The following is an 18,459-nucleotide window of genomic DNA, read 5'->3' as shown; positions in this document are numbered from 1 at the left end:
CGCCGGACTTCGGCTCTGCAGCGTTGCAACGTTTTGCCGCCACACTGCGGAATCCCGGGGTCGGCGCTCCGTTTCGTGAGCTATGCAAGCTGCTTGATTTAGGTGCAGCGCAACATCTCTGCTTGGAGAATGGTCAGCATTCGTGTCAGGGTTCAGCGAACTCCTTTTGAAACGCCGACTTCAGGGGCACCATGGCAATTCTGGCAGCCGTCTATCACCTGACCCATTACAAATACGACCGGCCGGTCGTATTAGGCCCGCAAGTCATAAGGTTGCAGCCTGCGCCGCATTCCCGCACCAAAGTGCTCAGCCATTCGCTGAAGGTCGGGCCGGCAAACCACTTCGTCAATTTGCAGCAGGACCCCTACGGCAATTTCCTGGCCCGCTTCGTCTTCCCTGAACCGGTGATGGAACTGAAGATCGAGGTCGATCTCGTTGCCGACATGACGGTCTACAATCCGTTCGATTTCTTCGTCGAACCGTCGGCCGAGACGTTTCCGTTCGAATACCCCGAAGAGATCCGGGACGATCTGACCATCTACCGAACGCCGGAACCGGCGGGGCCGCTGTTGGAGGCATTCCTGAAAACCCTCGCGCGCCACCCGACCAACACCGTCAATTTTGTCGTCGACCTCAATGCGCGGCTGCAGCGCGAGATCGCCTATATCGTGCGCATGGAAACCGGCGTCTTCTCGCCCGAGGAAACGCTGGCCGCCGGCAAGGGATCGTGCCGCGATTCCAGCTGGCTCCTGGTGCAGATACTGAGGAACCTCGGCATCGCCGCGCGTTTCGTCTCCGGCTACCTGATCCAGCTCAAACCCGACCTCGTTGCGCTCGACGGGCCGCCCGGCACGGCGACCGATTTCACCGACCTCCATGCCTGGTGCGAGGTGTATCTGCCGGGCGCCGGCTGGATCGGCTTCGACCCGACCTCCGGCCTGCTCACTGGCGAAAGCCATGTGCCGCTCGCGGCAACGCCGCATTTCCGCAATGCCGCGCCGATCTCCGGCATGGCGAGCTTCGCCAATGTCGCATTCGGCTTCGACATGCGGGTAGACCGCATCGCCGAGCATCCGCGCATTACCAAGCCGTTCTCCGACGAGAGTTGGCAGGCGCTGGACGCGCTGGGGGTCCAGGTCGATGCTGCGCTCCAGGCCGGCGATGTGCGGCTGACCATGGGCGGCGAGCCGACCTTCGTCTCGATCGACGATTTCGAGGCTGCAGAGTGGAACACCGCCGCCGTCGGGCCGACCAAGCGGGAAAAGGCCGATGCCCTGATCCGCCGGCTGCGCGAACGCTTCGCGCCGGGCGGTTTCCTGCATTACGGACAGGGCAAATGGTACCCCGGCGAAAGCCTGCCGCGCTGGACGTTCTCGCTCTACTGGCGCGCCGATGGCGAGCCGGTGTGGAGCGACCCGTCGCTGATCGCGCATGAAAAGAGCGAGGCGGATGTCGGACCGATGCAGGCCGAGAGCCTGCTGACGGCGATTGCCGACGAACTCGGCATCGACAAGACGATGGTCAGCGAAGCCTATGAGGATCCGGCCGAATGGCTGCTCAAGGAAGGCAAGCTGCCTGACAACGTCGATCCTTCCAATTCGAAGCTGGAGGACCCTGAGGAGCGCAGCCGCATGGCGCGGGTGTTCGAACGCGGGCTGACCAAGCCGTCGGGCTATGTGCTGCCTGTCCAGCGCTGGAACAGCCAGGCGTCAGGACCGCGCTGGCGCTCGGAGAAGTGGAAGACGCGGCGCGGCAGGCTGTTCCTGGTGCCCGGCGATTCGCCGGTCGGCTACCGCCTGCCGCTCGGCACGCTGCCTTACGTGCCGCCGGCGCAGTTTCCCTATATCGTGCCGGTCGATCCATCGCTGCCGCGCGGCCCGCTGCCGGCGCGCGAGGCGATCTTGCCCGGTTCTGTTTCTTCGCCGGCTGCGGCCGAACTGGAAGGCGCCGACGAAATGGCGCGACGCCAGCAGGCCGTTTCCTTCACGGCCGCCACCGGCCAGCAGGACCGTGTCGAACAGGAGATCACCGAGATCGGCGGCGCCGTGCGCACGGCGCTTTCGGTCGAGCCGCGCGACGGACGGCTTTGCGTTTTCATGCCGCCGGTTGAAGCGCTGGAGGACTATCTCGAACTGGTCGCGGCGGCGGAGAACGCGGCAAGGGCGATCGGACTGCCTGTGCATATCGAGGGCTACGGCCCGCCGCACGATCCGCGCCTCAATGTCATCCGTGTTGCACCCGATCCCGGCGTCATCGAGGTCAATATCCACCCCGCCGCGAATTGGCAGGACTGCGTGGCGACGACCACGGCGATCTACGAGGAGGCGCGGCAGACGCGGCTTGGCGCCGACAAGTTCATGATCGACGGCCGCCATACCGGCACCGGCGGCGGCAACCACGTCGTCGTCGGCGGCGCAACGCCCAATGACAGTCCGTTCCTGCGCCGCCCCGACCTGTTGAAGAGCCTGGTGCTGCAATGGCAGCGGCATCCGTCGCTGTCCTACCTTTTCTCCGGCCTGTTCATCGGCCCCACCAGCCAGGCGCCGCGCTTCGATGAGGCGCGCCACGATACGCTCTACGAACTCGAAATCGCGATGGCGCAGGTGCCGCATCCGGACAAGGGCGCGGCACCCCTGCCGTGGCTGGTCGACCGGCTGTTCCGCAACCTTCTGACCGACGTGACCGGCAATACGCATAGATCGGAAATCTGCATCGACAAATTGTTTTCGCCGGACGGGCCGACCGGCCGGCTCGGGCTGGTCGAATTCCGCGGCTTCGAGATGCCGCCCAACGCGCGCATGAGCCTGGCGCAGCAATTGCTGGTGCGCGCCATCATCGCCCGGGCCTGGAAGAACCCGCTCGACGGCCGCTTCGTGCGCTGGGGCACTTCGCTGCACGACCGTTTCATGCTGCCGCATTATGTCTGGGCTGACTTTCTCGATGTGCTGGACGACCTCAAGCTGAACGGCTTTGCGTTCCGTCCGGAATGGTTCGACGCCCAGCTCGAATTCCGCTTCCCGTTCTGCGGCGAGGTCCAGCATGCCGGCGTCAAGCTGGAGCTCAGGCAGGCGCTCGAGCCGTGGCACGTGATGGGCGAGCAAGGCGCGATCGGCGGCACCGTACGCTTTGTCGATTCCTCCGTCGAAAGGCTGCAGGTGAAGACCGAGGGGCTCAACCCGGAGCGTCACGCCGTCGTCTGCAACAGCCGCGTCGTGCCGATGAAGGTGACCGACAACCGCGAGATCGCGGTGGCCGGCGTGCGCTTCAAGGCCTGGCAGCCGGCGTCGGGCCTGCATCCGGCGCTGCCGGTCAACACCCCGCTGGTCTTCGACATCTATGACCGCTGGTCGGGCCGCGCAGTCGGCGGCTGCGTCTACCATGTGGCACATCCCGGCGGGCGCAGCTATGACACCTTCCCGGTCAATGGCAACGAAGCGGAGGCGCGGCGGCTCGCCCGCTTCGAGCCGCGTGGCCATACGCCGTCCAGCTATGTGCTGCGCAACGAAGAAGCCTCTGAAGATTTCCCGATGACCCTTGACCTTCGGCGGCCGCAAAGACTCTGATCAGCCATGGCGAAGGGGAATCACAAAAGGCTGCGCAGCAAGCCGCAGACTCACAGTCTGCTGGAGCACTATCAGCCGATCGACGGCGTCGTCGACGAGATGGTCGATGCGTCGGGCAATCCGCGGCCGGCCTGGCGGCACTTCATCGAGGCGCTGGAGGACCTGGGGCCGGAAAAGCTTGCCCAGCGCTTCGCCCGCGCCGACCAATACCTGCGCGACGCCGGCGTCTACTACCGCGTCTATGACAAGGCCGGCGCCAACGAGCGGGAATGGCCGCTGGCGCATGTGCCGCTGCTGATCGAGGAGCAGGAATGGGCTGACATCAGCGCCGGCCTGGTCCAGCGCGCCGATCTGTTCGAGGAGACCATCGCCGACATTTACGGGCCGAACCGGCTGGTCGAGAAAGGCATTCTGCCGGCCGGATTGATCGCGGCCAGCCCGGAATATTTGCGGCCGGTCGTCGGCACCAGGCCGGCCAGCGGCCATTTCCTGCATTTCTGCGCCTTCGAGCTCGGTCGTGGCCCGGACGGCCGCTGGTGGGTGCTTGGCGACCGCACACAGGCGCCGTCGGGCGCCGGCTTTGCGCTGGAAAACCGCGTCGCCACCACGAGGGCGCTGTCCGACATCTACGGCGAGATGCATGTGCACCGCCTGGCCGGCTTCTTCCGTCGCTTCCGCGACGCGCTGATCGGCATGGCCAGGCAAGCCGGCGGCCGTGTCGCCATCCTGACGCCGGGACCGCTGAACGAAACCTATTACGAACATGCCTATATCGCCCGCTATCTCGGCATCATGCTGCTCGAGGGCGAGGACCTGACCGTCTCCGGCGGCAGGCTGATGGTGCGCACGGTTTCGGGGCTGATGCCGGTGAGCGTCTTGTGGCGGCGGCTCGACGCCGCCTTCGCCGATCCGCTTGAATTGCGGCCGGACTCGCAGATCGGCACGCCGGGGCTGGTCGAGGCGGTTCGGCAAGGGGCGATTTCGGCCGTCAATGCACTGGGCTCCGGCCTGATGGAGACGCGCGCGCTGCTCGCCTTCCTGCCCAAGATTTCGCGCGCCCTGCGCAACGAGGAACTGCTGCTGCCGACGGTCGCGACATGGTGGTGCGGGCAGGAGACGGAGCGTGAACATGTGCTCGCCAACATCGATAGCATGGTGATCGGCCCGGCGCTGTCGACGCGGCTTGCCTTCGAGGACGACGGCTCGACCAAGCTCGGGTCAGCGCTGTCGGTCGAGGAACGGGCCGAGCTCGTCGCCAGGATCGAACGGGACGGCGGCGACTTCGTCGGCCAGGAAGCGGTGACGCTGTCGACCACGCCTGTCTATGTCGGCGGCTGGCTGAAGCCGCGGCCGGCAAGCCTGCGCGTCTATCTGGCGCGGACGCCGGAAGGCTGGACGGTGATGCCGGGCGGCTTTGCCCGTGTCGGCTTTTCGCTCGACCCGACGGCCATCGCCATGCAGCGCGGCGGCCAGGCGGCGGATGTCTGGGTGGTCAGCGACAGGCCGGTCGAGCGCGAGACGCTGCTGCCGCAGGAGCACGACAGCTTTACCCGAACCTTGCCCGGCAGCCTGCCCAGCCGCGCGGCTGAGAACCTGACATGGCTCGGCCGCTATATCGAGCGGTCGGAAGACACGGTGCGCATCCTGCGCGCCTACCATGTGCGGCTGGCCGAGACATCCGATCCCGAGATGCCGCTGCTCGCGGATATCAGCGACTATCTCGCGCCGTTCGGCATCGACGTCGAGACGGCAATTCCACTGGGGCTCATCGGCACGCTGGACAGCGCCGTTTACAGCGCCGGGCAGATCCGCGACCGCTTCTCGCCCGATGGCTGGCTGGCATTGAAGGATCTGTCGAAGACCATCCATCAATTTGCCGCGACAGTGGCGCCGGGCGACGACGCGACAAGGGCAATGACGGTCATCCTGCGCAAGCTGGCCGGGTTTTCCGGCCTGCTGCACGAGAACATGTACCGCTTTGCCGGCTGGCGTTTCCTGGAAATCGGCCGCAGGCTCGAACGCGGCATCCAGATAGCCCGCACGCTCGCCCGGCTGACCAGAGCCCAGGCGCCGGAAGGTGCGCTCGACATGATGCTGGAGATCGGCGACAGCGTCATGACCCACCGTCGGCAATATCCGGTGCAGGCGGGACGGCGCACGGTGGTCGACCTTCTGGCGCTCGATCCGCTCAACCCGCGCTCAATCCTTTTCCAGCTCGAACGGCTGAAGGCCGAAATCGCGCTGCTGCCCGCTGTCGGCGCTGAAGGCCATATGTCGCCGGCGGCCAAGGAAATCCTGCAGCTCAACACGTCGATCGCCATCAAGGAGCCCTCGGACATGACGGCCAACGCCCTCGGCGATCTCGCCAATGAAATCGGCGGGCTCTACAACAGCCTCGCCAAAGCCTATTTCGGATAGAGACCGCATGCTCTACGACATCAGGCTTCACCTGCGTTACGACTATGATGCGGCGGCCGGCGGTGGCCGCCATCAGGTGCGCGTGCTGCCGCCGACCATCCCTGGCGTGCAGCGCGTCATCGCCGCTTCACTGTCTTTTGTGCCGGCGCCCAGCGAACGTTCCGACTTTTCCGACTTTTTCGGCAACAGTGTCACCTCGATCGCCTTTCGTGACGCGCATGATGCGCTCGACATCAGGATGAGCGCGCGTGTGTCGGTATCGCGGCCGGAGCCCGGGCTCGACGTATCGCCGGACATACGCCGGCTGAGGGAAGAACTCGGCGCCGTGCACTCGCTGGCGCCGGCTTCGCCGCATCACTTTCTGGCCGCTAGCGATCATGCCGGCATCGACGCGGCAATCACTGCCTATGCGAAAGGCAGTGCCGGCAGTTCGACAGTCGGCACGGCCATGGCTCTGTGCAACCGCATTCACCGCGATTTCACCTATGACGGCGAGGCGACCACCGTGCAGACGCGGGCCAGCGACGCCTTCGGCCTGAAGCGCGGCGTCTGCCAGGATTTTTCCCACATCATGATCGCCGGCCTGCGCGGCCTCGGTATTCCCGCGGGCTATGTCAGCGGGTTCCTGCGCACCATCCCGCCGCGCGGGAAGCCGCGGCTCGAAGGCGCCGACGCCATGCACGCCTGGGTCAAGGTGTGGTGCGGGCGCGATGCCGGCTGGCAGGAATTCGATCCGACCAATGGCATGCGGGCAAGCAACGACCATATCACGGTCGGCTATGGCCGCGACTACTCCGACGTGGCGCCGATCGTCGGCGTGCTGAAAACCACGGGCGGGCAGGTCGGCGAGCAGGCGGTCGACGTCATTCCGGTCGTGCTCGAAAAGGCGTGACGACTCACGTCTTCGTTGCACGGCGACGTCGATAGGCTGTTCTGAAACCAAGAGATCAAGAGGCGTTGGAACCCGCAGCCGGCAAGCGGCTTATCTACGGAAATTCCGTGGAGAGGACATGCTGGACAAATCCGGGTCGTCTGGCCGATCGGCTGTAAGGAAAGCTGCACCAAAAAACGCGGTGCCGCAGAACGGGGCACTGGAGAACGGCGCGCAAGCCTCGGCCGTTCGGGCCTCGCTCAACTATGTCACCGACACTGAACCCGGTATTCGCCGGCTGCGTTCGGGCAAGGGGTTCTCGTACAAAGGACCCGACGGGCGGATTGTCGACGGGGAGGCGCTGGTACGCATCAAGGCGCTCGCCATTCCACCGGCCTGGACGGATGTGTGGATCTCGCCGGATGCCGACGGTCACATCCAGGCGACCGGTCGGGACCAGCGCGGACGCAAACAATACCGCTATCACCCGTACTGGGCGGAGGAGCGTGACGGCGTCAAATATTCGAGCCTGGTCGCCTTCGCCGAAAGCCTGCCCGAACTGCGGCGGCAGATCGACGTCGATTTGCGCCGTCACGGCCTACCGCTGGAACGCGTCGTTGCGGCTATCGTCTGGCTGCTCGACAACACGATGATCCGTGTCGGCAATGCCGCCTATGCCCGCGACAACAAGAGTTTTGGGCTGACCACGCTGCGTGACCGCCATGTCGACATCAAGGGCTCGAGCCTGCGCTTTGCCTTCATCGGCAAATCCGGCAAGGAATGGAGATTGAAGCTTGTCGATCGCCGGATTGCCAAGGTCGTGCGTGGAGCGCAGGACCTGCCGGGCCAAAAACTGTTCCAGTATCTCGACGAGGACGGAAACAGGCATCCGGTGCGCTCAGACGACGTCAACCGCTATATCAGGGAAAATGCCGGAGCGGAGTTCAGCTCCAAGCACTTCAGAACCTGGGGTGGCACCATCCATGCAGCGTCGCTGTTTGCGCAAACCGAACGTCCGGAAAGCCAGGCGCAGCAAAAGAGGGTGATGAACAGTGTCATCGACAAGGTTGCCGATCGGCTTGGCAACACACGCGCGGTTTGTCGCCAATGCTACATCCATCCGGAAGTGTTTCGCGCCTGGTCCGAAGGACGGCTGCTGGACGAAATGGCGGATGCCAACAAAGGCAAGCGCTCGATCGCCGGGCTCGACGACGAGGAGGCCTTGGTCTTGAGATGGCTGAAGGCGAGGGAATGACGCCAGACCGGGGGCGTATTTTTTTTGTCGACGCCATGTCGGCATCGGTCCTAGTGTTTCGTCCTTTGACAGAGAAAAGGACGACCCATGCTCTACGCGATCCTCTGCTATGCCTCTGAAGACGTCGTCTGCTCCTGGAGCAAGGAGCAGGACGACGCAGTCATGGAAAAGCTTATCGGTGTGCAGGAAAAATATGCCCAGGCGGGCCGGCTTGGTCCGGTGGCGCGGCTCTTGCCGACGACCGCGGCGACGACGCTGAGGAAGGTCAAGGGCGAATCGATCGTCATCGACGGCCCGTTTGCCGAAACCAAGGAACAGTTCCTCGGCTTCTACACGCTCGAATGCGCCGATCTCGATGAGGCCGTCGACTTCGCGCGCGAGCTTTCCGAGGTCAATCCGAGCGGCGGCTCCTATGAAATCCGGCCGGTCTCGCTCTTCAATCCCGCCAAGGTTTCCGCATGACCGAACTCGCCTGGATCAGCACGGCAATCAGCACCGCTCGCCCGCAGGCGATGGGGGCATTGCTGCGCTACTTCCGCGACCTCGACGCGGCGGAGGAAGCATTCCAGGACGCCTGCCTGAGGGCACTGAACAACTGGCCGAAAAACGGTCCTCCGCGCGATCCGGCAGCCTGGCTGATTTTCGTCGGCCGCAACAGCGGCATCGATGCGGTGCGCAAGCGCGCCAAGCAGGCGCCGCTGCCGGAGGAGGACCAGATCTCCGATCTGGAGGATGCCGAGAGCGACGTCGCCGAGCGGCTGGACGGCGCGCATTACCGCGACGATATTTTGCGGCTGCTGTTTATCTGCTGCCATCCCGACCTGCCGGCCACACAGCAGATCGCGGTGGCGTTACGCATCGTCTCCGGCCTGACGGTCAAGCAGATCGCCCGCGCCTTCCTCGTCGGTGAAAGCGCCATGGAGCAGCGTATCACGCGCGCCAAGGCGCGTATCGCCGACGCCGGGGTGCCGTTCGAGACGCCGGGAGCGGTCGAGCGCTCCGAACGGCTCGCCGCCGTCGCCGCCATGGTCTACTTGATCTTCAACGAAGGCTATTCCAGCAACAGCGGCGAGGCTTCGGCGCGAGCGCCGCTTTGCGAAGAGGCGATCCGGCTGGCCCGGCTGCTGCTCAGGCTGTTCCAGACCGAGCCGGAGATCATGGGGCTGACGGCGCTGTTGCTGCTGCAGCATGCACGCTCGCCGGCTCGCTTCGACGAGAACGGCGAGATCGTGCTGCTCGAAGACCAGGACCGCAGTCTGTGGAGCCGCAAGATGATCGATGAAGGCCTGGCGCTGGTCGATAAGGCGTTGCGCCATCGCAAGCCCGGTCCCTACCAGGTGCAAGCGGCGATCGCCGCACTGCATGCGCGGGCGGAAAAACCCGAGGATACGGACTGGAACGAGATCGACCTGCTCTACGGGCTGCTCGAGCAGATGCAGCCGTCGCCGGTGGTGACGCTCAACCGCGCCGTCGCGGTCTCCAAGGTGCGTGGACCGGAAGCCGCACTCGCCATGATCGAGCCGCTGGAGGGAAGGCTTTCCGGCTATTTCCATTTCTTCGGCCTCAAGGGCGGACTGCTGATGCAGCTTGGCCGCGGCGAGGAGGCGCGTGTCGCTTTCGACCGCGCCATCGCGCTCGCCAATACGGCCGCCGAGGCAGCGCATATCCGCATGCATATCGACCGGCTGATGAAAGAAAGCGCCGTGCGGGAAACCGCCAAGACGGCACACTGATTCGCTCTATCTGGCTGGTTCAACAGTCGGACGCCGGCTTGGACCATGCCGGGGTGGCGATTTCTCCCTGAAACGCGTAATGCCACGCCATGACAGCGCCTGGTATGCCGACCGGCAGGGAACCGGTATGGCGAAAAGCTTGGACCGACGCCATATGAGCGACGGGATCTGAAAGGGACGAACGAAATGACGATTGCGAAGGAAACGCCCGGGCTTCTGGCGAAACTGGGCGTTGCCGAGGGCGCGCTTACGGGCGGCGACCTCATCGTGCGCAGCCCGGTAACCGGCGAGCAGATCGCCGCGCTGAAGACCATCTCGCCGGCCGATGCGGCAACGACCATCGACAATGCCCACAAAGCTTTCCTGGCGTGGCGGCAGGTGCCAGCTCCCAAGCGTGGCGAACTGGTGCGGCTGCTCGGCGAGGAATTGCGCACACACAAGGCCGAGCTTGGCCGGTTGGTATCGATCGAAGTCGGCAAGATCCCATCCGAAGGTCTTGGCGAAGTGCAGGAGATGATCGACATCTGCGATTTCGCCGTCGGTCTTTCCCGGCAATTGTACGGCCTGACCATCGCCACCGAGCGTCCCGGCCATCGCATGATGGAGACCTGGCATCCGCTGGGCGTCGTCGGCGTCATCTCGGCCTTCAACTTTCCGGTGGCGGTATGGTCGTGGAACGCGGCACTTGCGCTGGTCTGCGGCGACGCGGTGGTGTGGAAACCGTCCGAGAAGACCCCGCTGACGGCGCTCGCCTGCGAAGCGATTTTTGCACGCGCGGTAAAGCGTTTTGGCACGGACGCGCCGCAGGGCCTGGCGCCGGTGCTGATCGGCGACCGTGCCGTCGGCGAGATCCTGGTTGACCATCCGAAGGTGCCGCTGGTCTCGGCCACCGGCTCGACGCGCATGGGCAGGGATGTCGGCCCACGGCTGGCGAAGCGCTTTGCCCGTGCGGTGCTGGAGCTCGGCGGCAACAATGCCGGCATCGTCTGCCCGACGGCCGATCTGGACATGGCGCTCCGCGCTATCGCCTTCGGCGCCATGGGCACGGCCGGCCAGCGCTGCACGACGCTCAGGCGCCTGTTCGTGCATGAGAGCGTCTATGACCAGCTCGTTCCGCGCCTGAAGAAGGCTTATGAGAGCGTCTCGGTCGGTAATCCGCTGGAGACAAACGCTCTGGTTGGCCCGCTGATCGACAAGGCTGCCTACGAGAATATGCAGAAGGCGCTGGAGGAGGCGGCTTCGCATGGCGGTAAGATAACCGGCGGAATGCGGGTCGAGAACGGTCACCCCGAGGCCCACTATGTGCGTCCGGCGCTGGTCGAAATGCCGCGGCAGGTTTCGCCGGTGACGGAGGAAACCTTCGCGCCCATCCTCTATGTGATGAAATATTCGGACTTCGACATCGTGCTAGAAGAACACAATGCGGTGGGAGCGGGGCTGTCATCCTCGATCTTTACCCGCGACCTGCAGGAATCCGAGCGCTTTCTTAGCGTCGACGGATCGGACTGCGGCATCGCCAACGTCAATATAGGCACGTCAGGGGCCGAGATCGGCGGTGCCTTCGGTGGCGAGAAGGAGACCGGCGGCGGCCGCGAGTCGGGGTCCGATGCCTGGAAGGCCTATATGCGGCGCGCCACCAATACGGTGAATTATTCCAAGGCGCTGCCGCTTGCGCAGGGCGTGTCGTTCGACATCGATTGAAAAGCCAGATCTCCGTCGCGGCGGCGCGAAAGCCGCCACGACGGCGGTCGGCTCGCGGTTCAGCTGGCTTCGGAAGTTACAACACAATTGTCGAAGGCTGCATCGATGATGGCGAGCTTGACCGCCTGGGCGGTCATGTATTCCTGATAGAACTCGCTCGACACCCACATGACCGAGTGACCGCGCTGGCCCAGCCAGCCGATGCTGCCGAGTTCCTCGGCATCGCGCAATTTGCGTGACAGGTGAGTGCGGGAAAGCTTGAGCCAGTTCGCGAAATCCCCGATTGAGACGACACCGGTCGGGATTCGGTCCAGGTCGGCATGATCGGGGTCGACGCCGGACATCAGCCAATCCATGACGATGCCGCCATTGTCGAGCCAGGTGAACAAGGAAAAAGTCTGTCTTGGCTCGCGCACGGCATGCGACGAAAGCAGTCCGTCGGCCACCAGTGGCTGCAGTTTGGCGAGCACATCCGGTTGTGCGACGAATGCAGGCAGTCGAAATCCACCGTCCAGGCTGTCCAGCGTTTTCAGATGAGCCATGACCCAGCCGGCAACCGTCTCCAGAGTGCCCGCGGCCGGCTCAAACGGGCGGACGCGCCCATATTTAATCGGCAGATGCCGGATGAAACCGTAATGCAGCATCTCCTTCAGGAAGGCGTCGGCGGTGTTGCGGCTGGCCACCGAATGCCGGCAGATGTCGTCCATGAACCGTGCGGACGTAAGGCCCTTGCGATGATCGTCCGGCTCTCGATTGAAATACAAGCCAAGGCCGATATGGGCCATCAGCCAACGCTGTTGCGTGGCGAATACGGAAGCCAGCCGCGGGTTCGCTTCATAGGTCTGGAGAAGCGTCCGCGACTGAGCCTGGACATGGCGACGCAGTGCCGGATGGCTGGCAATGTCTTCAGAAACCAGCGCCATCCCCGCCGAGCCCAACCAAATTTGCAACTGGAAAATGCCGATCACAATTTCAGCCTTCGCGGGTCGTGTCCAGAGCCGGCGCATTACGATACGAGCTGAATCCCGCCGGCTAGTGGGCTGAATTCCGCGACTTGATCGCCGAGGCCACTGATTTCGCTGCAGAGGGCTAGCCCGCTCGAACCCACCAACGATGACTTCGCCTGTCCAGCCCGTGCTCCCGCCGATGGCGACGCGGAACCAACACAAGCTTTGCTCGTTGAAGAACGCTGATTGGACTGAGACAGTGAGGGACTACAAAATGGAGAATGGCCTTTTCGCCACGCCGCCTGCAGCTTTCCGGCAAACAGAGTCGGTCTGGCCACGGGCGCTCAAGTGGCTGTTGCGCCGAGTGCGCAGCGCCTCCGACAGTTCGGGAACCATGTTGAAGCCAATCCTCTCCGGACCCGAGGATGATAGCGGGCCCACTCCGCCTCGACGTGCTTGAGGCTGACCGCGCTGCGATCTTGACGTCAAAAATGACCGCTCACATATCATTTTAGGGCCGCGCCGCAGCCGACAACCATGACCGCTTCGAAGACCTCCCACGGCGGCGTGTCCGCCTGATGCAGCAGGCGAGAGCGGCAGTGCCGCGTAACGGCGGGAACCATCGGGCATGCTTGGCTATTAGATACAGGCGGCTGCTGGTCTGCCGGGCCAGGAGCCATTGCTATGATCATTAATCCCCCACCGGAAAGCGCGATCCCGGCATCCGTTCCGTCGGTCGATCCAAAAGCCGCCCCGACGCTTCGCAATGCCGAAGCGGAGGTCTTTTATATCGAAGCGATCCGCGAACTTGTCGCGACCGGCATCCCCTTTCTCGTCGCCGGCACCTATGCCGTAAGCGCCTATACCGGGATCATCCGCCAGACCAAGGATCTCGACATTTTCTGCAAGGCCGGCGACTGCCCGCGCATCCTCGCCCATTTCAAGCAGATCGGCTACGCCGTCGTGGTCGAGGACGACCGGTGGCTCGGTAAAGTGTTCAAGGGCACCCATTTTTTCGACGTCATTTTCGCCTCGATGAACGGCACCATGCCTGTCGACGACCAGTGGCTGGAGCACGCCCGTCAGGGCGAATTGCTGGGCAGCCAGGTGCGGATCATCGGGCCCACCGAGCTTATCTGGTCCAAAAGTTTCATCCAGGACCGCGGTCGCCACGATGGTGCCGACATCTCGCACACCATCCTCAAGGCCCACGACCAGATCGACTGGCAAAGGCTGCTTTCCTACATGGAAGTTCATTGGGAAGTTCTGCTGATGCATCTCTTGAACTTCCGATGGATCTATCCGACGGAGCGGGGCCGCGTGCCCGCCTGGCTGCTCGACGAGCTGCTTGACCGGCTGGCCAAGCAGCGCGAATTGCCACCTTCCCGGATGAAAATCTGCCGTGGGCGCATGCTTTCACGAACTGACTATGAGATCGACGTCAACGACTGGGGTTTTGCCGACGTCGGCGGTGAAGGAGAACATAGCAATGGCTGACGAGCTCGAAACTGCTTCGCCGAAGGCGGAAAACGGCAGCGCACTCAAAGTCGCCGCCATTGGCGATCTGCATGTCGGCAAGGAGGACCAGGCCTCGTACCGCGATCTTTTCGGCGAGATGTCGCGTGCAGCCCAGGTTCTCGTGCTGACGGGCGACCTTACCAATCTCGGCAAGCCTCGGGAGGCCGAAATCCTTGCCGAGGAACTGCGTGCCTGCACGATCCCGGTCGTCGCCGTACTTGGCAATCACGACTATGAGTCAGGCGCCGTCGAGCAGGTCACCGACATTCTGCGTCAGGCGGGCGTTCACCTGCTCGACGGCGAGGCGACGGAGATTCACGAGGTCGGGTTCGTTGGGGTCAAGGGTTTCGTTGGCGGTTTTGGATCGCGCATGCTCGGCTCCTTCGGCGAACCGGCGATCAAGTCAATGGTGGCGGAAAGCGTGAACGAAGCGATGCGGCTTGAAAACGCAATGCGGCAGGTCCGCGCCAAACGCACGCTTGTCGTTCTGCACTACGCGCCTGTCGTCGAGACGGTCGAAGGCGAGCCGCTGGAGATCTTCCCGTTTCTCGGTTCGTCACGCCTGGCCGAGACAATAGACCGGTTCCAGGTCAGCGCGGTGGTGCATGGCCATGCGCATCGCGGCGCCTACGAGGGCCGCACACCGGGCGGGGCGACGGTCTATAACGTTGCCATGCATGTCGCCAAGCCGACCGGCCGCCCCTACGCTGTGCTCGAAATCTAATAGGCTAGATGTTGAACGCCCGCTTCGGCGGAATGTCGTTTTCATCCGGATTGGGAATGGGGTCCTCGTCGGGGAGCCTGTCGGGGTCCGGCTCACGCACGGGCTTGGGATCGGGGATGGGAGGCGGCGGCACCGGGGTCGGCATTGGCTCGGGTGTGGGAATAGTGGCCATCGTGATCATCTCCTCTTGGCGCAGAACAACGCAATGGGTCAGCTGGTTCCCGCCTTCTGGTCAGCCCATCTCCGGATTCGCCTGTCTGCTGCCCGACTTGCTTGATCGCAGCAGCAGAGCAAGCGGAACGAGCAGGGCGGTTGCCACCGCGCAGTAGCGGAAGACATCGACATAGGCGAGCAGCGTGGCCTGGCGGGCGATCAACTGGCCAAGCCAGCCGATCGCCTGCTGCTTCGCCTCGACCATCGGCGAACCCTGGGCGACGAAATGCTCGGTCGCCTGCCGAAGTGCCTGCTGATAGGCGGGCGACGACTGCACGGTGTGGCCGACCAGATACGATTGATGGATCTGGGAGCTTTGCGCAATGACGGTGTTGGACAGCGAGACGCCGATGCTGCCGCCGATATTGCGTGCAACGTTGATCAGCGCCGATGCCTGGTTGGTCTTCTGCGGGGGCAGGCCGACATAGGCCGCGGTCGAGATGGGAATGAACAGGAACGGCAGCCCGACCATCAGGAAAACACGGGCAAAGGCAAAGAAGCGGAAGCTGGCGTCCGGAGTAAGCGAGGTCATATGCCAGAGGGCCACTGCGACCACCGACATGCCCATCATGATCAGGTATTTGGGCTGCACGATGCTGCCTACAAATCCGGACACCGGCATCAAGATCAGCATGGCGATGCCGCCCGGCATCATCGAAAGGCCCGAGAGCGTCGCGGTGTAGGCAAATGTCGTCTGCTGCAGCTGCGGCACGATCTGGGTGGTGCTGAACAGGATAGCACCGACCGCCATCATGACCAGGAAGGCCGTGCCGAACTGGCGCGTGAACAACAGACGCATGTCGACGACCGGATCGCTGCGACTGAGCTCCCATGGGATAAGCAGCAGGAACGCGATCGCGGAAATCACTGCGAAAGTGGTGATGAAATCCGAGGCGAACCAATCGTAGCGCTGGCCCCGGTCGAGAAAAATCTCCAGGCACCCCAAGGCCGTCGCCACCAGGACGAACCCGATCCCGTCGATCTTCAGGCCGCCCTTCAGCCGTTCCTTGCGTTCGCGTTCGAGTACGTCCGGTTCGACCAACAGCCATTGCACCAGGGCCAGCGACAGGATGCCGAACGGCACGTTGATGAAGAAGATCCAGTGCCAGGAGAAATGGTCGGTCAGCCAGCCGCCGATCGTCGGCCCGACCGTCGGTGCGACGATGACGGCAATGCCGTAAAGCGCGAAGGCCTGCGAGCGCTTTTCAGGCGGAAAGGTGTCGGCAAGGATCGATTGCTCGCTTGGCGCCATGCCGCCGCCGCCGAGGCCCTGAAGGACCCTGAACAGGATGAGCAGTTCCAGGTTGGGTGCCAGTCCGCACAGCAGCGACGCGACGGTGAAGGTCGCAACGCAGAGCATGTAGTAGCGCTTGCGGCCGATGACGCTTGCCAGCCAGCCGCTGACCGGAATGATCACCGAGTTGGCAACGAGATAGGTGGTAATCACCCAGGTGCTTTCGTCCATTCCGGCCGCCAGGCTGCCAGCGATGTTGCGCAGGGCGACATTGGCGATCGAGGTGTCCAGCACCAGCATGAAAGTGGCTATGGAGACGACGACGGCGATGAGCCACGGATTGTGTGTCCCGGCGGCGGATCGGCTTTCGCCCTGATTTCTGGCGGTTTCGCCGTTCATCGCACCTTGACCGTCGGCACCACCGACAGGCCTGGCCCGAGAAGCACATCCGGCGGCTTGTCGAAGACGATCTTGACCGGCACGCGCTGCACCACCTTGACATAATTGCCGGTGGCATTTTCGGCCGGCAGGAGGCTGAAGGCGGTGCCGCTGCCGGCCTGAATACTGTCGACGCGGCCGTGAAAGGACTTGTCCGGGTAGGCGTCGATGTCGATGTCGACCGGCTGTCCCTGCCGCATCAGATCGAGCTGCGTCTCCTTGAAATTGGCCTTCACCCAGACCTCGTCGGGAACGAACATCATCAATACCTGGCCGGGTTGGGCGTAGGTGCCGTTCGCGGCGGAAATGCTCGTTGCCCGCCCGGCTGCGGGTGCTGTGATAGTCGTGCGCGACAGCGTCGTGCGGGCTTGCTCCTGGCTGGCCTTTGCCTGCTCGAGCTGCGCCTCGACGCTCCTGGCCTGTGCCTGCAAGACCGAAACCTGGCTTTTTGCGGAGGCTACATTGGCCTCGGCGCTGTCCAGCGCGGCCTGATCCTGACGCAACGTCGATGCCGCCTGCTGCGCCTGCTGCTGCGTTGCTGTGCCCCTGGCCAGGAGTTCGCGATTGCGTTGATCCTCGGCCTTGGCGAAGTCCAGCGCTGCCTTGGCCTGTGCAACCTGCCTCTGGGCAGCGTTTACCTTTGCGTTTTGAGCCTCGATCTGGGCGGCGACATTGACGATTTCGGCCTCGGCCGCGGCGACGCCGGCATCGGCCTGCTTCAGGTTTGCCTGATAGTCGCTGTCGTCGATACGCAGGAGGACATCGCCCGCCTGTATATGCTGATTGTCGGTAACCGCCAGCTCGGTAATGCGGCCGGCTATTTGCGCACCGATCGTCACTGTGCGCGCATCTATGAAGGCGTCGTCGGTCGATTCGTACTGGCGAGCGTTCAGCCACCAGATCGCGATGCCTGCCGCGACGAGCAACAGCGCAAGCGCGATGGCTGCGGCCGCATAGGGATGGCGCCTGGGAAAGCCGAGCAGACCGGCCTTTCGTTGCGAGGCATTCCCGTCGGGTTTTTCCTGCCGGGGCTCTGCCGATCGCTCATGAGATTCTCGAACCGGGGCCGGTTGCTCCCGGGTTTCATTTACAGGCTCGACGTCTTGCTCGACGCGTTGAGGCTTCGTGTCCAACGGAATTGCTTTCAAGATTGATATTGCAGCCGCCGAAGCGGACGCAAAGCCAAACGGCAAGCTTCCGCAAAAGTTCCTGTCCGGAAACGGGTTCGGTTAACGGGTCGACATCGAACACAGGCGGGGGCGCGTCGGAATTCGAGCGCCGCTTCGACGGGGCAGGTGATCCGTACGCCTCATGTTGCGGCGGTCCGGCCTTGTCAGCGCTCCATGGCGCGATAATTGCTCATGTAGGCGTGGGCGAATTCACCTGTCGACAGGAGCCGACCATGAAACATCAAACACTCGACCAACTGCAGGCCGTCGCGGAAGTTGAGTCCTTCGCGGCGTATCCGGCGATGACTCGAACCCAGCGGATTGAACGTTGGGCGGAACTTCTCGAACAAAACCCGACGCGATGCCTTGGGGCGCTTCCAGGCACCGAATATATGAACAGGGAAGCGCGCGACAGATCGCGTGGCGCTGGCACGCCGCTCACTGTCGCCTTCGAGGATCCGGTTCTGCGTGCCATGGGCCTCAGCGATGATACCTATGGTGAGGCAAAGCGCTTCTTCGAACTGAGCGACCGGCAGTTGCACCAAATCGTCTGCCATTGCCATGTCGGCGCTACGATGCAAGCGAGATGGGCCGCTGCCAGGGTGCGCGGGATAGTTCGCGGCAACAGATTTGTTGCCTGGATGAAGGGCTTGATCGTGCATTGAGGCGGTACGA

At 63.6% G+C, this 18,459-nt stretch carries 14 protein-coding genes; 10 read left to right on the top strand and 4 right to left on the bottom strand.

The window, feature by feature from the left end:
* The first annotated feature begins 191 nt into the window (after positions 1–191).
* The 7 genes from NKJ55_RS00280 to amaB all read left to right on the top strand — a co-directional run bounded on the left by NKJ55_RS00280 (position 192) and on the right by amaB (position 11,541).
* Positions 192–3,563, top strand: a complete 3,372-nt coding sequence (locus NKJ55_RS00280; protein ID WP_352448168.1) for a transglutaminase family protein — start codon at positions 192–194, stop codon at positions 3,561–3,563.
* Positions 3,564–3,569: 6 nt separating this feature from the next.
* The gene (locus NKJ55_RS00275; protein ID WP_352448167.1) at positions 3,570–5,981 is read left to right on the top strand and encodes a circularly permuted type 2 ATP-grasp protein; all 2,412 of its coding nucleotides are present in this window, start codon (positions 3,570–3,572) and stop codon (positions 5,979–5,981) included.
* Positions 5,982–5,988: 7 nt separating this feature from the next.
* The gene (locus NKJ55_RS00270) at positions 5,989–6,873 is read left to right on the top strand and encodes a transglutaminase family protein (RefSeq protein ID WP_352448166.1); all 885 of its coding nucleotides are present in this window, start codon (positions 5,989–5,991) and stop codon (positions 6,871–6,873) included.
* 118 nt (positions 6,874–6,991) lie between these two features.
* The gene (locus NKJ55_RS00265) at positions 6,992–8,107 is read left to right on the top strand and encodes a DNA topoisomerase IB (protein ID WP_352448165.1); all 1,116 of its coding nucleotides are present in this window, start codon (positions 6,992–6,994) and stop codon (positions 8,105–8,107) included.
* Between the two features lie 87 nt (positions 8,108–8,194).
* On the top strand, positions 8,195–8,569 hold the full coding sequence (locus tag NKJ55_RS00260; protein WP_292663532.1) for a YciI family protein: 375 nt from the start codon (positions 8,195–8,197) through the stop codon (positions 8,567–8,569).
* Positions 8,566–9,840: an RNA polymerase sigma factor gene (locus tag NKJ55_RS00255; protein ID WP_352448164.1), complete on the top strand. Its 1,275-nt coding sequence runs from the start codon at positions 8,566–8,568 to the stop codon at positions 9,838–9,840. Before NKJ55_RS00260 ends, NKJ55_RS00255 begins: the two co-directional genes overlap by 4 nt.
* 186 nt (positions 9,841–10,026) lie before the next feature.
* Positions 10,027–11,541: an L-piperidine-6-carboxylate dehydrogenase gene (gene amaB / locus NKJ55_RS00250; protein WP_352448163.1), complete on the top strand. Its 1,515-nt coding sequence runs from the start codon at positions 10,027–10,029 to the stop codon at positions 11,539–11,541.
* 59 nt (positions 11,542–11,600) lie between these two features.
* Here amaB and NKJ55_RS00245 read toward each other — a convergent pair whose 3' ends face one another.
* Complete coding sequence (locus NKJ55_RS00245; RefSeq protein ID WP_352448417.1) at positions 11,601–12,464, bottom strand: hypothetical protein; 864 nt, start codon at positions 12,462–12,464, stop codon at positions 11,601–11,603.
* Between the two features lie 708 nt (positions 12,465–13,172).
* Here NKJ55_RS00245 and NKJ55_RS00240 point away from each other — a divergent pair.
* Both NKJ55_RS00240 and NKJ55_RS00235 read left to right on the top strand, forming a co-directional pair.
* A complete protein-coding gene (locus NKJ55_RS00240; RefSeq protein ID WP_352448162.1) occupies positions 13,173–13,985 on the top strand; it encodes a nucleotidyltransferase family protein in 813 nt (270 codons plus the stop codon).
* Entirely contained in the window at positions 13,978–14,730 is a 753-nt protein-coding gene (locus NKJ55_RS00235; RefSeq protein ID WP_352448161.1) for a metallophosphoesterase family protein, read from the top strand. Before NKJ55_RS00240 ends, NKJ55_RS00235 begins: the two co-directional genes overlap by 8 nt.
* Positions 14,731–14,734: 4 nt before the next feature.
* Here the strand turns inward: NKJ55_RS00235 and NKJ55_RS00230 are convergent, their stop codons facing one another.
* Genes NKJ55_RS00230 through NKJ55_RS00220 form a run of 3 tightly spaced genes read right to left on the bottom strand, consistent with a single transcriptional unit; the run spans position 14,735 to position 17,541 of the window.
* Complete coding sequence (locus NKJ55_RS00230) at positions 14,735–14,902, bottom strand: hypothetical protein (protein WP_352448160.1); 168 nt, start codon at positions 14,900–14,902, stop codon at positions 14,735–14,737.
* Between the two features lie 60 nt (positions 14,903–14,962).
* Positions 14,963–16,576: a DHA2 family efflux MFS transporter permease subunit gene (locus tag NKJ55_RS00225; RefSeq protein ID WP_352448159.1), complete on the bottom strand. Its 1,614-nt coding sequence runs from the start codon at positions 16,574–16,576 to the stop codon at positions 14,963–14,965.
* Positions 16,573–17,541 carry an HlyD family secretion protein gene (locus NKJ55_RS00220; RefSeq protein WP_352448158.1) on the bottom strand — a complete coding sequence of 323 codons (969 nt, stop codon included), beginning with the start codon at positions 17,539–17,541 and terminating at the stop codon, positions 16,573–16,575. The genes NKJ55_RS00225 and NKJ55_RS00220 overlap by 4 nt, the downstream gene beginning before the upstream one ends.
* Positions 17,542–18,017: 476 nt before the next feature.
* On the opposite strand from NKJ55_RS00220, the gene NKJ55_RS00215 reads away from it, so the two are divergent.
* Entirely contained in the window at positions 18,018–18,449 is a 432-nt protein-coding gene (locus NKJ55_RS00215; RefSeq protein WP_023675469.1) for a hypothetical protein, read from the top strand.
* Positions 18,450–18,459 lie beyond the last annotated feature (10 nt).

The sequence above is a fragment of the Mesorhizobium sp. M0106 genome (assembly GCF_040322715.1).
Classification (GTDB): domain Bacteria; phylum Pseudomonadota; class Alphaproteobacteria; order Rhizobiales; family Rhizobiaceae; genus Mesorhizobium.
This window is presented reverse-complemented; position numbering and strand designations above follow the sequence as displayed.

Excerpts from the sequence above, each read along its gene's own strand:
- NKJ55_RS00275 (WP_352448167.1), top strand. The coding sequence starts at position 3,570 with ATGGCGAAGGGGAATCACAAAAGGCTGCGCAGCAAGCCGCAGACTCAC.
- NKJ55_RS00280 (WP_352448168.1), top strand. The coding sequence starts at position 192 with ATGGCAATTCTGGCAGCCGTCTATCACCTGACCCATTACAAATACGAC.
- NKJ55_RS00245 (WP_352448417.1), bottom strand. The coding sequence starts at position 12,464 with ATGGCGCTGGTTTCTGAAGACATTGCCAGCCATCCGGCACTGCGTCGC.
- NKJ55_RS00265 (WP_352448165.1), top strand. The coding sequence starts at position 6,992 with ATGCTGGACAAATCCGGGTCGTCTGGCCGATCGGCTGTAAGGAAAGCT.
- NKJ55_RS00255 (WP_352448164.1), top strand. The coding sequence starts at position 8,566 with ATGACCGAACTCGCCTGGATCAGCACGGCAATCAGCACCGCTCGCCCG.
- NKJ55_RS00230 (WP_352448160.1), bottom strand. The coding sequence starts at position 14,902 with ATGGCCACTATTCCCACACCCGAGCCAATGCCGACCCCGGTGCCGCCG.
- NKJ55_RS00225 (WP_352448159.1), bottom strand. The coding sequence starts at position 16,576 with ATGAACGGCGAAACCGCCAGAAATCAGGGCGAAAGCCGATCCGCCGCC.
- NKJ55_RS00270 (WP_352448166.1), top strand. The coding sequence starts at position 5,989 with ATGCTCTACGACATCAGGCTTCACCTGCGTTACGACTATGATGCGGCG.
- amaB (WP_352448163.1), top strand. The coding sequence starts at position 10,027 with ATGACGATTGCGAAGGAAACGCCCGGGCTTCTGGCGAAACTGGGCGTT.
- NKJ55_RS00215 (WP_023675469.1), top strand. The coding sequence starts at position 18,018 with ATGAAACATCAAACACTCGACCAACTGCAGGCCGTCGCGGAAGTTGAG.
- NKJ55_RS00260 (WP_292663532.1), top strand. The coding sequence starts at position 8,195 with ATGCTCTACGCGATCCTCTGCTATGCCTCTGAAGACGTCGTCTGCTCC.
- NKJ55_RS00240 (WP_352448162.1), top strand. The coding sequence starts at position 13,173 with ATGATCATTAATCCCCCACCGGAAAGCGCGATCCCGGCATCCGTTCCG.
- NKJ55_RS00235 (WP_352448161.1), top strand. The coding sequence starts at position 13,978 with ATGGCTGACGAGCTCGAAACTGCTTCGCCGAAGGCGGAAAACGGCAGC.